The 13,027-nt window shown below is 39.7% G+C and carries 18 protein-coding genes, 1 tRNA gene and 2 pseudogenes; 8 read left to right on the forward strand and 13 right to left on the reverse strand.

Annotated elements, in window-relative coordinates; translation table 11 throughout:
- The 7 genes from WIW52_RS01335 to WIW52_RS01365 all read right to left on the reverse strand — a co-directional run.
- A partial coding sequence (locus WIW52_RS01335; RefSeq protein WP_337708108.1) for a translation initiation factor IF-2 subunit alpha occupies positions 1-697 on the reverse strand: 697 nt, incomplete at its 3' end.
- 2 nt (positions 698-699) lie between these two features.
- Positions 700-900: a 30S ribosomal protein S27e gene (locus WIW52_RS01340; RefSeq protein WP_337703010.1), complete on the reverse strand. Its 201-nt coding sequence runs from the start codon at positions 898-900 to the stop codon at positions 700-702.
- Complete coding sequence (locus tag WIW52_RS01345) at positions 897-1,184, reverse strand: 50S ribosomal protein L44e (protein ID WP_337708110.1); 288 nt, start codon at positions 1,182-1,184, stop codon at positions 897-899. Before WIW52_RS01345 ends, WIW52_RS01340 begins: the two co-directional genes overlap by 4 nt.
- Positions 1,185-1,191: 7 nt before the next feature.
- Positions 1,192-1,638, reverse strand: coding sequence for a hypothetical protein (locus WIW52_RS01350; RefSeq protein WP_337708112.1), 447 nt, complete (start codon positions 1,636-1,638; stop codon positions 1,192-1,194).
- On the reverse strand, positions 1,628-2,590 hold the full coding sequence (gene priS, locus WIW52_RS01355; RefSeq protein WP_337708113.1) for a DNA primase small subunit PriS: 963 nt from the start codon (positions 2,588-2,590) through the stop codon (positions 1,628-1,630). The genes WIW52_RS01350 and priS overlap by 11 nt, the downstream gene beginning before the upstream one ends.
- The gene (locus WIW52_RS01360; RefSeq protein ID WP_337708114.1) at positions 2,556-3,293 is read right to left on the reverse strand and encodes a DNA polymerase sliding clamp; all 738 of its coding nucleotides are present in this window, start codon (positions 3,291-3,293) and stop codon (positions 2,556-2,558) included. The genes priS and WIW52_RS01360 overlap by 35 nt, the downstream gene beginning before the upstream one ends.
- A 48-nt stretch (positions 3,294-3,341) precedes the next feature.
- Positions 3,342-4,106: an ATP/GTP-binding protein gene (locus WIW52_RS01365; RefSeq protein ID WP_337703187.1), complete on the reverse strand. Its 765-nt coding sequence runs from the start codon at positions 4,104-4,106 to the stop codon at positions 3,342-3,344.
- 49 nt (positions 4,107-4,155) lie between these two features.
- On the opposite strand from WIW52_RS01365, the gene WIW52_RS01370 reads away from it, so the two are divergent.
- The 3 genes from WIW52_RS01370 to rnz are packed head-to-tail and all read left to right on the forward strand — an operon-like array spanning position 4,156 to position 6,811.
- Complete coding sequence (locus tag WIW52_RS01370; RefSeq protein ID WP_337708115.1) at positions 4,156-5,031, forward strand: ribose-phosphate diphosphokinase; 876 nt, start codon at positions 4,156-4,158, stop codon at positions 5,029-5,031.
- Positions 5,028-5,939: a TRM11 family SAM-dependent methyltransferase gene (locus tag WIW52_RS01375; protein ID WP_337708117.1), complete on the forward strand. Its 912-nt coding sequence runs from the start codon at positions 5,028-5,030 to the stop codon at positions 5,937-5,939. Before WIW52_RS01370 ends, WIW52_RS01375 begins: the two co-directional genes overlap by 4 nt.
- Positions 5,936-6,811, forward strand: coding sequence for a ribonuclease Z (gene rnz / locus WIW52_RS01380; protein WP_337708119.1), 876 nt, complete (start codon positions 5,936-5,938; stop codon positions 6,809-6,811). Before WIW52_RS01375 ends, rnz begins: the two co-directional genes overlap by 4 nt.
- An 8-nt stretch (positions 6,812-6,819) precedes the next feature.
- Here rnz and WIW52_RS01385 read toward each other — a convergent pair whose 3' ends face one another.
- Together WIW52_RS01385 and WIW52_RS01390 are read right to left on the reverse strand one after the other, a co-directional pair.
- Positions 6,820-7,254 carry an RNA-binding domain-containing protein gene (locus WIW52_RS01385; RefSeq protein WP_337708121.1) on the reverse strand — a complete coding sequence of 145 codons (435 nt, stop codon included), beginning with the start codon at positions 7,252-7,254 and terminating at the stop codon, positions 6,820-6,822.
- Positions 7,251-7,778, reverse strand: coding sequence for a nucleoside monophosphate kinase (locus WIW52_RS01390; protein ID WP_337703185.1), 528 nt, complete (start codon positions 7,776-7,778; stop codon positions 7,251-7,253). The genes WIW52_RS01385 and WIW52_RS01390 overlap by 4 nt, the downstream gene beginning before the upstream one ends.
- 42 nt (positions 7,779-7,820) lie before the next feature.
- On the opposite strand from WIW52_RS01390, the gene thpR reads away from it, so the two are divergent.
- Genes thpR through WIW52_RS01405 form a run of 3 tightly spaced genes read left to right on the forward strand, consistent with a single transcriptional unit; the run spans position 7,821 to position 10,199 of the window.
- Positions 7,821-8,378 carry an RNA 2',3'-cyclic phosphodiesterase gene (gene thpR, locus WIW52_RS01395; RefSeq protein WP_443295391.1) on the forward strand — a complete coding sequence of 186 codons (558 nt, stop codon included), beginning with the start codon at positions 7,821-7,823 and terminating at the stop codon, positions 8,376-8,378.
- A complete protein-coding gene (cca, locus tag WIW52_RS01400) occupies positions 8,365-9,612 on the forward strand; it encodes a CCA tRNA nucleotidyltransferase (protein WP_337708125.1) in 1,248 nt (415 codons plus the stop codon). Before thpR ends, cca begins: the two co-directional genes overlap by 14 nt.
- Positions 9,600-10,199 carry a serine/threonine protein kinase gene (locus tag WIW52_RS01405; RefSeq protein WP_337708130.1) on the forward strand — a complete coding sequence of 200 codons (600 nt, stop codon included), beginning with the start codon at positions 9,600-9,602 and terminating at the stop codon, positions 10,197-10,199. Before cca ends, WIW52_RS01405 begins: the two co-directional genes overlap by 13 nt.
- Here WIW52_RS01405 and WIW52_RS01410 read toward each other — a convergent pair.
- A complete protein-coding gene (locus WIW52_RS01410) occupies positions 10,171-10,338 on the reverse strand; it encodes a hypothetical protein (RefSeq protein WP_337708126.1) in 168 nt (55 codons plus the stop codon). The genes WIW52_RS01405 and WIW52_RS01410 overlap by 29 nt on opposite strands.
- A gap of 243 nt (positions 10,339-10,581) precedes the next feature.
- Between WIW52_RS01410 and WIW52_RS01415 the strand changes: the two genes are divergently transcribed.
- A tRNA-Pro gene (locus tag WIW52_RS01415) sits at positions 10,582-10,679 on the forward strand.
- Positions 10,680-10,745: 66 nt separating this feature from the next.
- On the opposite strand, the pseudogene WIW52_RS11250 reads toward WIW52_RS01415, so the two are convergent.
- A pseudogene (locus WIW52_RS11250) lies at positions 10,746-10,850 on the reverse strand (putative integrase); the annotation flags it as partial.
- Between the two features lie 815 nt (positions 10,851-11,665).
- Here WIW52_RS11250 and WIW52_RS01420 point away from each other — a divergent pair.
- Positions 11,666-12,625 carry a hypothetical protein gene (locus tag WIW52_RS01420; RefSeq protein WP_337708128.1) on the forward strand — a complete coding sequence of 320 codons (960 nt, stop codon included), beginning with the start codon at positions 11,666-11,668 and terminating at the stop codon, positions 12,623-12,625.
- Positions 12,626-12,757: 132 nt separating this feature from the next.
- Here WIW52_RS01420 and WIW52_RS01425 read toward each other — a convergent pair whose 3' ends face one another.
- Both WIW52_RS01425 and WIW52_RS01430 read right to left on the reverse strand, forming a co-directional pair.
- Positions 12,758-12,898, reverse strand: a complete 141-nt coding sequence (locus tag WIW52_RS01425) for a hypothetical protein (protein ID WP_337702985.1) — start codon at positions 12,896-12,898, stop codon at positions 12,758-12,760.
- 26 nt (positions 12,899-12,924) lie between these two features.
- Positions 12,925-13,027, reverse strand: a pseudogene (locus tag WIW52_RS01430) (transposase); the annotation flags it as partial.

Here is a 13,027-nt window from a genome sequence, read left to right on the forward strand (position 1 = left end):
GATCAGTACCGGTCACATCGACCCTATACCTAGGTGCTCCAATTGTGTAAATCCTGATCTCCTCCTCTTTGTCCTCAAATTTACTAACAGCTTCGCTGAAAACTTTCCTTATCTTCTCTATCCCGTCAGGTGAAATAGATCTTAACGTTACAATCTCACTTGCCTTTACTTTCTTTTCTTCAATGTGTTTACCTATTTCCTCCATTAACGGTTTTATCCATATTTCGTTTACTCCTGCGTCTCTCAGTACATAATCTCCCTCTTTAACTGCCCTTACCATACTTTCATAAACGTCCCCATACTTGTTTTCGAGTTTAAAAGCTACTTCTCTCCACGCCTCTTGTTCGTTTCTACCCAATTTTTGAGAAATTATTTCAAGGATCTTGTCTACCTTTTGTAACTTCTTCCACTGTAAGTTCTTCTTCCTTTTCTCGTCTTCAGTGACCTTCTTTAAGGAAACGTCTATAGTGCCTTTCTTTCTGTCCACTCTTATGACTTTAACTACTACCTTCCTCCCTTCCTTAACTACATCCCTTATATTCTTAACCCATCTACTACTTATTTCACTCCAAGGGAGAAAAGCTTGTAAATTCCCGTATTCGTCTAGGGTTACATAACTGCCGTAATCAAAAACTTGTTTTACCGTTGCTATAAGAACTTCTCCTTCCGCGGGTATTTGCTTTTGGTTGTATATCATTTCTAACCAAGTATTCTAACTATATCTCCCTCTATTTTTGCTTTACCACCGGTGGGAATAATGAGCTGATATCCGCATGACAGACAACGTACTGGGAAGGTGGAGTGAGAGAATACCGTTTGCTCGTTACCGCAGTTTTTACATTTCACTCTGTAAAATTTGCTCTTAGGCTCCGGTATTAAGACCTTGAACTTAGCCTTCATTTAACCACCTCAACTAACTCCAACTTCTTAACTCTGATTCCCTCCTTCATAATTGTATAGCCACACTTCTGGCACTTCAGAGTTAGAGTTTGTTTTTTCGTAGTTTTAGCGAACCTTTTTTGCTCCGGCTTTCTCTTGCTACCATATCCTAGGTTCTTCCTATCATATCTCCTCTGTCCTTCAGAGAGAGTCCTTCTTTTTCCGCTCTTGTATAACGATACTGAATGTTCTGTGTGTGTCTTGCACTTAGGGCAATAAGTCCTGAGAACTTTTGGGATTTTCATTTTGTGATCACTCTCTAACTTCTACTGGAGTTATATAATTAGTGGTTATTAAAGCTAAAACCTTGTTTAACGGTAGTATTATTACGTCACCCTGCTCGACTACAGTATTTCCCAGACTGAACTTAGTATTACTGAGGCAAAGCACCTTTCCCTTGTACGTGTGGTACTTCCCAGTCACGTAGTCGATGTACACCTTCTTCATTACGTTCACGAGCGATAGTACGTCTTTGTCAAAGCCTTTGGGCTCAAAACCCTCAATGACTTTCTCAAGTCTCAACTCTAAGAGTGATTCAGCTAATTCTTCGTATATTTTCAGCTCCTCTTTGTGAAGTTCGTCACTGTATTTCCTCCTCAGCCTCAAAAGAGCTTGTATTAACTTCTCTATAGTGTCTTTTGAGATCTCAGTTATCTCGTTATCTCGTTTAAGCTCGTTACTCACCAACTCATCTAACATATGCCTTAATCACCCCTAAACCCTTTAAGCTTAAATAAATACCTAGTTGTGCGGGGAGCTTTATTACTGTGTCCTTCTTGAGGTCGATCTTCCCGTCTGGTAACTGTAAAGAATAAGTAACATATGACAGAAAGGCTACGTAACCCTTAAAGGGAGATAAGGACTGGATGTTAAAGTCAAATGTGTCGCCTTTGACCTCATAGACCTTTAGCCCTGCCTTACCGTTTATAGACCCCGGTATCCTCACTAGTCTTTTCGGGTCTACTGTGACTTGCTGATCTATCCTGACTCCCTTCAACCCTCTAGCCAGTCTCCCTACCCAACCTGGGGAGTTGACATCGCCCTCATAAGGAGGGGAAGGATCGGAGATATAGTCCGCTATATCCTTTCTGTCTTCGGAGTCGAGTAATGCGCAGTCTCCGTGACATTCAACCCTTACATGAAAACCTCTGTTCCCAGAAAAGTAAATTTTAGCATCCATCCCGAAATCCTCTTTGAGTATGTCCTTTATCAATAAGGCTTTCCCAAACACGTTTTCCATACAATCCTTAGTTAATTCAACGTACTCTATTGAGTTCTCACACTGCATTAGAGCTTCCATGCCGTCGCAAAACCTCTTGACTCTTAAGTTACAAATCTCGTCTGCATCTAGGTCGAATAGGAGGTCTGAGCCCAACCAACCCTTTTCCTCCATGTTTTTGGCTTGGGGTAGTTGATACCTCGCCGATGAGTAGTATAGGTGTAAAGGAACTTTCTCCCTGAGGAATAATTTCAACTCGTCAGGATTGGTAAATGAGAGGTGTCTAACGTACGTTTCAGCATCAAAAGGCTGATAAGCGAACTCCCTTAACTCCATGTCATTCGGCAGCTCTAAAATTGCGTTCTCGTAATACTCTTTGAAAAGTGTGTAAATTATTTTATTCAGTTCTCGGCGAGATGTAGAAATCAGCATAACCCCCTTGAGGCAAGTTATATCTCAATTTTAACGGAAGTTGAGAACCGAACTCTATGTTCACGGTATCAGACGGTCTTTTCATTTTGGTAGTATTGGCTATATATTCCAAACCGTAAGAACTCTCGGCATCTGATCCTTCACTTTCCATTAACCCCCCGTTCTCCTTTGATAACTCTATTGACGCCGAAGCCAGATCTCCCTCGACGATGATAATTAGTTTACCACCCTCACTCTTAAGCTTTATTATATCACTCCCTGTCTCTACCAGTTCGTCTATCAAGTCGGCGAATGTTGCAGTTAACATTTGAGCCTTAAACGGAAACTCCAGCTTTATCTCAGGAAATTCCGTCTCGGTAGGAGATAGGACCGGTAACGTGAAAGACCTCTCGTACTCTCCGTCTAGCTCAAACACAACCTTGTCTTCTTGTATATCTAAGGATAAGGAGTCGTTTTTAGTGGCAGTATCCAAGATATCGGCAACGTCCTCAATTTTCATCCCGACCTTGGTCTCTTCCTCAACTTCGTACTCCTCGAAATATCCCGAGGGAATCAAAATGTCTATTAAGACAGTCCTCGATGGATCTATCCCTTTTATCTTAAGACCATCTTTGTCTAACTGGATCGTAGTCTCGTCTATGAACTCAGTTAGCGTCTTAAATATAAACGAGAAATTGTTGGCGTCCACTACCTTGATCTTCATGATATTATTCTTTGCTAACAAAATTTTAAAGCCTGAGGTTTCGGTTATTCACAGCTTGGGATTCGGTTCCTCAGTTTCATAGTCCTCTCCACCCGCTAGTACCCTCTGGATCTCGGCGTAGAGTTCATCCATGCCTTCCATCGTGGTCGAAGACACGGGAACCGGGAAATTGTCCAAGTTTTCAACTACAGTTTTAACCAGTTCGAAAGAGTACTCGTCTAACACTCCCATCTCGTCTATCATCCTACCCTCATCGATCCAGCTCTTCATCTCTTGAAATTCTTTAGGAGTTAAGAGGTCTGACTTAGATAGGACTAGTATTTGAGGTAATTCGAGCCTAAACTTAACGGAGCTAGAGAGTAATAAGAGGGACACAAAACTCCTAGCCTCTTTACTTAGGAACGAGTCAAGTAGGAATAGTGAAACGGACTTATTTACATCACTGATTAACTTCGACAATATTCTACCTGTCTGCCTATATGCAAATAATTCTATTTGACCCGGTGTGTCAACTAAAACGTAATTAGCTTCTATCTCGTTTAACTCATCTTTTAATTCCTTAGCCTTAGTAAGAAGTAGATCTATAGAAGCTACGAGTGCCGAGTTGGGTCCTAGGGAATACCTTTCCATGACCTCAAATGCATCTACATAGTCCCTGACGTCGAGGTCGGGTTTATAAGGTAGGCTCTCTACTGCTGGGTCTAAGTTAATAATCGCCGTGTCGAGTTCTTCCCCGTTTAAATAGTCACTCAGTGCTTTCACAAGTGTAGTCTTACCGGAACCGGCTGTACCGAGGACGAATATAAAATACATTAAATCATCACGTTTAATCTTAAAAGCCACTTACTCACTTAATAGTTTAATGATCATTTTAGGAGGAACGGCAACTAACGGGATAGACGAAAAGGTCTCGAGCTTACTTAATTTAAAGCTTGTAAAAATAGAACATAAAGTTTTTCCAGACGGAGAGTCTTACGTACGAATACCCGAACAAATAACGGATAAAGACGTCGTAGTGATACAGTCCTTATATCCTCCCCAAGACAAACATTTAATCGAGTTGTTTCTAGTTGTTGAGACGTTAAGCGAAATGAAAGTAGATAAAATCACAGTTGTTATCCCTTACCTTGCTTACTCGAGACAAAACAGAAGGTTTAAGGAAGGAGAAGCCATAAGCATTAAGACAATCCTGAACCTACTTAGAAAGAGCGGTGCCAGTTCACTAGCGGTAGTAGAACCTCATCATTATGAGGAGCTTGAGTACTTTGAGGGAGATACTAAAGTCATTGACCCCATCCCCTACATATCCAAGGTCGTGTCACTGAGGACTGAGAAACCACTAGTCCTAGCTCCTGATAAAGGAGCATTAAATAGGGCAAAGAGGTTAGCTGAAATCCTATCTACTGACTATACCTTTATCGAAAAAGAGAGGGATCTGAATACTGGGGAAGTAAGGATTAAGAACTTACCGGAACTAGAGGTAAAAGGTAGGGATGTGGTACTAATTGACGACGTTATAAGTACTGGAGGCACTATGGTTCAGGCTATAAACATGGTTAAAAAGCAGGGGGCTAGGAAGGTTTATGTTACTGCTGTTCACGGACTCTTTATAGGAGATGCATACTTGAGACTAATCGAGGCAGGTGCTGAGGAAGTGATCATAACCAATACGATACCGCAAGATCCAAGTAAAGTGACGATAGTTGACGTATCAGAGGCTGTAGCGAGAACGTTATGAACTATGCTTACCTCAATTTAGACAATATTTTTTTATCACTAGACGAATTAAGGAGTATTATCCACGGGAACGAAAAGGAGTATTATTATGGAGTCGCGCTCTACGAAGGAGACGAGAGAGTAGCGTATAAGTCAGGGGCGATAAAGAAGACCGGTAAAGCCTTAGCTATTTCTACTGACGTTAAAGATGTAGTTGAGGCATTAAGGGGGAGGTGCTACTCAGTTGATATAGACGTCCCTATGAGGGAGTATAAGAACTATGCAAAGACCGTTTACGGTGAGGTTTTATCGTCGATAAAAACCTCTAAGAAATGCGAAAAATTAGACCTGATCGTAACAGAAGGAGTTATAATAGCGGGAGAAAGAAAGGCTGAAAAACACACCGAATCTATACTATCTCACTCTAAAAGACCTTACTCTCAATCAGGAACTCTAAATCCAGAGATAGGAAGGATAATGGTTAACTTATCCGAGAGCCTAAGGGAAGTTTACGACCCTTTTGTGGGAACAGGAACTATTCTCATCGAGAGTAGGTGGTTGGGACTTAGATGTATAGGGAGTGATATAGACCTTGTTATGATAGCAAAAAGTTTAGCAAACCTGAGGCATTTTAATTATGAATGCGAGGTATTCCAAGCAGACGCAAGAAATTCACCCGTGAGGAAGGTAGAAGCTATAGTAACGGATCCTCCTTACGGTAGGTCTTTCTCTCCAAAGGGACTGAAAGAGCTTTACCGAGAGTTCTTCTACCAAGCTAGCGAATTAGTTAACCAAAAACTTGTTTTCACTACGGACTTCAAATTTGACTGGAGGGATGACCTAAAAAGTGCGGGATTTAAAGGTGTTAAAATCCATACTATATACGAGCATAAAAGTCTAAGTAGGGCTATTTACGTGGTAACCAAATGATCAAGATATACTTTATAGGAACCGGAGGAGGAGCACCTAACAAGAGAGGTTTACCGGCTTACCTTGTTCAAAGGGAGGGACTTTACGCACTTTTCGATGTAGGAGAAGGGACGCAACAAAGACTTATAGATTCCGGACTGGGCTTCATGAGGATAAGGGTGATAGGCATTACTCACTTACACGGAGATCACGTATTAGGCTTACCGGGACTGTTAGAGACCATGGGGATGTATTCTAGGAAAGAAAAACTGACCTTATTAGGACCTCCAGAGCTAAGGGACTTCGTCTCAGAGGTCTTTAATAGGACTTACTTTCGCCCTAATTACGAGATAGAATTTGCGGAATCATACGAGGACTCTAACATAAGGATAACAAAGTTCAGGACGTGTCACGTAGTTAATTCCTATGGCTTTATCTTTGAAGAAAAAGACAGAATAAATATAGATGCAGAGAGGCTCAGAAGAGAGGGAATTAAGGACTGGAGAATAATGAGACTTTTAAAAGATGGTAAGAGAGTCGAAATAGGTACCAAAGTGCTCTTGCCTGAGGATTATCTGGTGGTTAAGAAAGGGATCAAAGTAGCATATACTGGTGATACAGCACCTTGCAATGACGTAATAAATGCCGTTAGGGAAGTAGACCTACTTTTGCACGACTCAACTTTTTTAAATGAGAAAGAAGCCTACGAATACGGGCATTCCAACAGTAAAGACGCAGCTACTGTAGCTACTAAAGCTAACGTTAAACGGCTCGCTTTAATACACATAAGTCCACGCTATGACGATGCGACGCCTCTACTGAAAGAGGCAATGAAAGTTTTTGAAAAGACCTTTCTACCCGAGCCCTTTTCCTATTATATCCTTCAGGAGTGATAGAAAAATCACTCCTGAGGTATTGGGTTTTCCCATAGCGGTACCCCTTTTGCTGTCTTCGGGGTGAGCCAATCGATTACTGTCTGTGGATCTTTGTACTCTATCCTTACTTTTATAGGCCCTAAGGGTGACTCGTTTTCACTATCTACAAACGATATTCTCCTCACTGCAGCTGCTTGTTTGTTTAACATAAACGATATGCTGTTCCCATTAATACCTTTGTATAAGTATTTCCTAGCCGAATCTAGAATTTTCTCTTCTCTCAATGCTCGGTGAAACCTCATAAGTGATCTTAAAGTGGACGATTCTCCTATTATCACAAGAGATATACCCACTTTTTCCTCACTTATCCTTTCGAAGTCGAAAAAGTTCAGCATAGCCTGAAGGACCTTGTCCTTGTCCTCTGACGGTCTTACTTCGACTTCTACCACGACTCTGGTCATATTAATCTATTAATTAACTCTTCAGCCTCCCTCTTAAATTCCTCTAAACTCTTGTCGTTAACTAGTACGTGGTCAGCTAACGCTATCACAGTCCCTATACCCATCTCTAACTCTTCGAAGTCCCTCTTCATTAACCCCTCAACTGTGAGCACGTCGTCCTTTCTCGCCCTCCTCATCAACCTCTCATATCTGGTTTTTGGGCTCGCGTGAACGTTAATTATAACTACTTCCCCCCTCTTCTTGAACTCTTCTATTTCCTCCCAGTTTCGCACTCCGTCAAATACGACGACCTTCTCGTCTCCAGAGAGTTTCTCTAAACACATTTTTGCCACAACACCCTTCCCGTATAAACTCCTCATCCTAAAGGCAAAGTCCATCAGCCTTTCTCCTTCCTTTGCCTCAGCTCTATACCTCTCTCTCAGGACATCACTCATCACAATTACCTTTATCCCTTTTTCCTGAAAGAGACGGGAAAGTTCTCCTTTACCCGACCCAGGCATTCCAGTAATTGCAATTATTTTAATTAGTGACCACCTACAATCTCATCAGTGGGGTTTTAAAAAGTGTTGAGGCTATTTATTGCATTAAAAATCCCTCAGTTACCTAAAATAACTGAGGCTCTCGAGGTTTTGAACAGAGTCGGGGGAGACGTTAAGCTCGTTGAGCCTTGGAACCTTCACTTAACACTGATCTTTCTCGGGGAGTTACCAGAAAACAAGGTAGACCTCGTAAAGGACTCGATGAACGCCGTGTCTTTTAACTCTTTCAAAGTAAAGTTTTTCGGTACCGGGGCATTTCCTAACCTTAACAAGCCCAGAGTATTATGGATAGGCTTAAGTGAAGGAGCAAGTGAACTCAGAAAACTCAGGGGTGAACTATATAAACAGTTGGTCTCAAGGGGGATAAGACCAGAGGACGAAAAAGAGTTCTCTCCACACCTCACTTTAGGAAGGATAAAAGGACCTAGAGGAGTTGTTAATCTAATTCAAATCTTAAACGATTATGCGAGTACAGATTTTGGAGAAATTACCGTGGAGGAGATCACCCTCTTCAAAAGTACGTTAACTCCAAAAGGTCCCATTTATGATCCTTTATATAGCGTGAAGAGCGTTGATAGAAGATGAAGTACTGAAGATTATAAAGCCAGAAGAGACTGAAAAGCTAAGGCTAGAGAAGATACTGGGAGAGGTTTTAGAAAGACTCAAGGGCTATGAAGCTGAAGTCGAGGGCTCCTTTAGAAAGGGTACTTGGCTCAAAGGTGACACGGACTTAGACGTGTTTGTGTTCTTCCCTAAAGAGGTAGGAAAAGACTACCTAAAAGAGAAGGCGATAAAGGAGATCATCTCGCGTTTCTCGGACATGAAATACATGATAGCATATGCTGAACACCCTTACCTTATGCTTTACATTGACGGTATAGAAGTCGACGTAGTTCCAGCGTTGAAAATAAACTCTGGGAGTGAGGCTATAACAGCTGCAGACAGGACTCCGTTCCACACAAAATATGTATTAGAACATCTAGACGAGAGGGGAAAAGATGAGGTCAGGCTACTGAAGAGGTTTTTCAAAGGAATAGGGGCTTATGGCGCTGAAATAAAAGTACAAGGGTTCTCCGGCTACGTATCAGAGTTATTAGTCATAAAATATGGGAGTTTCAGGGAAGTGCTAGAACACGCATCAAAGTGGGTTAAACCGCCGATAAAAATACACCTGATAGAGCCAGCGAAAGATTTCACGGAACCACTACAGATACCCGACCCAGTAGATCCGAAAAGAAACGCCGCTTCGGCTGTGTCATTAGAAAAAGTAGCTCTGTTCTCGATCGCGGCTAGGTATTACTTGAGAGAGCCTTCCGTAGACTACTTCTTCCCCAAAGACTTGAAATACGATAAGATCAAGGGAGACATCATACTAGTCAACGTCCTTATTGAAGAGAGGGTAGTGGAGGATATTATTTGGGGACAAGTCTGGAAGAATGTGGAAAAGATTAAGAATATACTAACGAGTGTAGGGTTTAAGGTAATTGATGTAAATGCGTGGGGTAATGAGGAAAGGTTGACTATTGCAATCCAATTGGAGAGTAAGGATATTGGTAAGTATTATTTAAACGTAGGTCCTTATTACTATCAACAAGAGAGTGTGGACAAGTTCATCAAAATGAACGAAAACGTATGGGTAGGTAAGGACGGTAGGCTTTACTCTATAAAGGAAAGGAAGGAGTACGATGTTTTTGAGATACTCAAAAGGACTATCTCGTTCAAGTACAAGTTCAAGCTTGAATTCGAGACCCTTAAGGAGGTGAAGGACGATCCGTGGTTACACCGTTTCCTGAGAAAGACGCCATCATGGTTAAAGTAAGGGAAATGATTTACCCCTTTTACAATGAGAGGATAGAGGCAGAGCTAAAAGAATACGGTATAACTGAAGTTTACTCTTTCGGTGACGTTCAGTTGGGTAAGTACAGAATTATTGGTAAGGGAAAGACTGGAATTGTCGTCTATATAGGAGGAGGCAAGGTAGTGAAAATAAGGAGGGCTGATTCACCAAAAGAAAGCCTTAAAATCGAAGGTAAGATTCAAGAGTTGGCTTACCCAGTAGCTCCTAAAGTATATTATTATGGTAATAACTTCATTGTTATGGATTACATTCCCGGTAGGCACTTAGAACACAACGAGAAGGTTGAAGTGATCATAAAGCTCTTAGAAGCAGCTAAAATCCTCGAGGATAAGAAGATAGAGCATGGAGAATTGGTGAGACCATATAAGAACGTCTTAGTTAGCGACAGAGTTTACGTTATTGATTACGATGACGCGTCAGTTAAAGAGAACCCGAAAAATGTCACCTCGATATTATCGTGGTTAAAAAGAGTTGATCTAGCACGCAAGTACTTAAAAGGGGTACCTTTCGATCAAATCGTTAAAGAATTGCTGGAAGTTTTTTCTTAGAGACTATTGTAATGTCTTCCAGAGCTGGTGCTGAGATCTCATGACCGCACTTGGGACATTTACCGCCATATATCAGCTTTATTTCTGATGGGGTTCTGACTCCATAAAAGTCTTGCCCTACCTTTTCAAATTTATACAAAGTATACCCACAGTTCTTACATGTATACTTTACCGGTATTTTTAGTCACCGAGTATTCCCTTAGTGGTCTATTAATATATCCGAAACGCCTTGTCTTACTTTAGAATTTTTCGTATAATCTCTCTCAGTAATAGTATAACTAACTTGGGGAGAGTAAACCGAAAGTATTCGTATTATAAAAGTATTTATTTAAATATAGGAAATAGTCAACTTTTTAGTGCTTAGAACTATAACATACATTAAGGGGCCGTAGTCTAGCTTGGACTAGGATGCCAGCCTGGGGTTAAAAACCCCAACCACCAGTACGCTGGTGGTCCCGGGTTCAAATCCCGGCGGCCCCATATTATGGGGATACCCACCAACACCCCTAATGCTGTTATCTTTTTCATTATTAGATACGATCCGACAACGTCGGCTAAAGAAACGACGTAACGCTCCTTTGTCTCATCGTTTACATTTTCTAATTCATGAACAAAGTACCGACCTTTTTCCTTAAGATATAGTCGCCGAATTTATAATGACGTTGTTTTTCGCCCATCTTATCGTCTAGTATTATGATTGCCAATTTGCGTTTATAGGCATTGTCATCCCGTCAGTTTTGCCTTCAAAAAAGTTTGAAAGCAGACGGCAAAGATTCCTCAGTTCCGCAAAAAACTGAATATGCGATACTTGGCACTCTGTCTAAATTGATAGAGATGCTTCAATTAGGAAAAATCAATATTGTTTTATTATGACGTGTGAAATACCTTCTGAAATACCTTTTTCACGTAGGGCTAATTCGAATTTGAGAAGATAAGATGCAGGAATTTCGATCTCAATAGTAAGGAAATATGCGATAACAGTAAGGAATATATAGAGAGAGGAGGAAAGTGTGTTAAAGCTTCAATTATTACTGAAACTAGACCTCCTCCAATAATGTAACTGACACTTTGCCAATATCTGTGACTCTAACCATTCTTATCTATTAAGAATTTCAGAGATTTACCTAACCATTATCCGTTATCTTCCTACGTGGAAATCCTTGCTGATTCTTCTTTCCTATATAGTTAGAACGCTAAAATCTAAGGAATAAATTTCTTCAAGTATAGGGGCATAACGTATTTATAATCAAGATAATAAATATAAAATAAAATTATAGATGCAATTCCTAAAATGTAGATAAAGTTAATTCGTCGTAAGTAAATACATGCCCGAAAGTTGGATAGCAAAGAATCCTAAATACTTAGGCAAATTAGTTGCAGTTAATAGAGAGTTCAATATCTTAGGTACTCAGAGTCAAAGGATGAGTTGGGGAAGAAATAACTAAAAAGGCTATATAATAGTAGATTTGGATAAAAGAGATAAAATCGGTGATAGAATGCAATCATTAAGATTTTACAATGGCCTTTCGTTACTCATCTACATTATTGCATTAACTGCAACTTATGGTGTATTATTGCCCTCTGTAGATGTATTGAGCTACTTGATTTCAATTTCTCTTAATTTCATTCCTCTAATAAATTACAACATTAGAGGAGTTAAAATTAAAGATGTAAAATTAATACCTTCAAAGCATTACCTGGGTCTCTATGTCATAAAAAGGAAAGAGATATCTATTTCGTCAATAGCAGTGGACATGCCAGATGTGTTTCTCTTTATAAAATATCATGAGGAAGGACACTCTAGACAGCCATTTTGCTTGCTATATTATTTAGCTAGAAAGCTATCTCCATTTGCTCTTGCTCTATCTATTATAATTATACCAGCCGCTGCTAGAAAATATAAATGGTTAATTAGAATTCTAGCCTCTTTTCAATTAGTCTTATTCCTTTTACCTTTCTTCGGTATTACTGCATATGATGAGGTAATGTTATTTTTTATTGTAGCATTTATAGCACTAATTCTTAGCCCTGTTATAGAGTATATAGTTACGTTACTTTATTTTGGTTTACTATATACATTAATAATTGAGTTAATTACTTCACTTCCGGTAATATTCTTGGACTTTGCTAATTTTTTATTAATATTTAAGCTATTATCGCTATTATTGTTTTATATAGGGTACACAATTTCTAGCTTAGCATATGAAATTGATGCAGATACTTATGCGGCATTAAAACTTAAGGATAGAGTATTAATTGCGTACCAATTATTTGGAAAAAATAAGATAAGAGTAAAACGTCGCGTTTCGATATCAACTTATTTATCGCTATTAGCTTTTACTCACCCTATAGCTGAGTACGAATATTTAAGGTTTATAAAAATTGTTAAAAATATGAAGAATCAAGATCTTTCTTTGCACAATTAAGTTTACAGTCTTAATAATATACACGAAAATACTTGGCTATGAGAGTTTGAATTAGTATTTTACTAAAAGAAAACCTACAATACTTACTATTATTGAAGGAATTGCTACAATAAAATAATTTGACGAACGAATTTAATTAACATATTCTGCCAAGCTATCAACCATGCCTAAAGGTGCCATAGAGATTATGTACTTTAACTCTTTTCTCCAGAAACTGTAATACGCTGAAATCCCCCAACTATAATAAATGAGAAGAGAGGAAGTTCTATCCATTATCTTTATACAGCAGTTATGGGACTTTAACGTAACTTAAAGATTTTCATCAGCCCCGGCGGTCCACCTAAATAACGTTCAACGAACCTGAGGAACGCCTCCACGCTCCTCAGGTTAAGAGCCCTCACC

Source organism: Stygiolobus sp. RP850M (assembly GCF_037389295.1).
Lineage (GTDB): Archaea > Thermoproteota > Thermoprotei_A > Sulfolobales > Sulfolobaceae > Stygiolobus.

Excerpts from the sequence above, each read along its gene's own strand:
- WIW52_RS01340 (WP_337703010.1), bottom strand. The coding sequence starts at position 900 with ATGAAGGCTAAGTTCAAGGTCTTAATACCGGAGCCTAAGAGCAAATTT.
- WIW52_RS01345 (WP_337708110.1), bottom strand. The coding sequence starts at position 1,184 with ATGAAAATCCCAAAAGTTCTCAGGACTTATTGCCCTAAGTGCAAGACA.
- WIW52_RS01350 (WP_337708112.1), bottom strand. The coding sequence starts at position 1,638 with ATGTTAGATGAGTTGGTGAGTAACGAGCTTAAACGAGATAACGAGATA.
- priS (WP_337708113.1), bottom strand. The coding sequence starts at position 2,590 with ATGCTGATTTCTACATCTCGCCGAGAACTGAATAAAATAATTTACACA.
- WIW52_RS01360 (WP_337708114.1), bottom strand. The coding sequence starts at position 3,293 with ATGAAGATCAAGGTAGTGGACGCCAACAATTTCTCGTTTATATTTAAG.
- WIW52_RS01365 (WP_337703187.1), bottom strand. The coding sequence starts at position 4,106 with ATGTATTTTATATTCGTCCTCGGTACAGCCGGTTCCGGTAAGACTACA.
- WIW52_RS01370 (WP_337708115.1), top strand. The coding sequence starts at position 4,156 with ATGATCATTTTAGGAGGAACGGCAACTAACGGGATAGACGAAAAGGTC.
- WIW52_RS01375 (WP_337708117.1), top strand. The coding sequence starts at position 5,028 with ATGAACTATGCTTACCTCAATTTAGACAATATTTTTTTATCACTAGAC.
- rnz (WP_337708119.1), top strand. The coding sequence starts at position 5,936 with ATGATCAAGATATACTTTATAGGAACCGGAGGAGGAGCACCTAACAAG.
- WIW52_RS01385 (WP_337708121.1), bottom strand. The coding sequence starts at position 7,254 with ATGACCAGAGTCGTGGTAGAAGTCGAAGTAAGACCGTCAGAGGACAAG.
- WIW52_RS01405 (WP_337708130.1), top strand. The coding sequence starts at position 9,600 with ATGGTTAAAGTAAGGGAAATGATTTACCCCTTTTACAATGAGAGGATA.
- WIW52_RS01425 (WP_337702985.1), bottom strand. The coding sequence starts at position 12,898 with ATGGATAGAACTTCCTCTCTTCTCATTTATTATAGTTGGGGGATTTCA.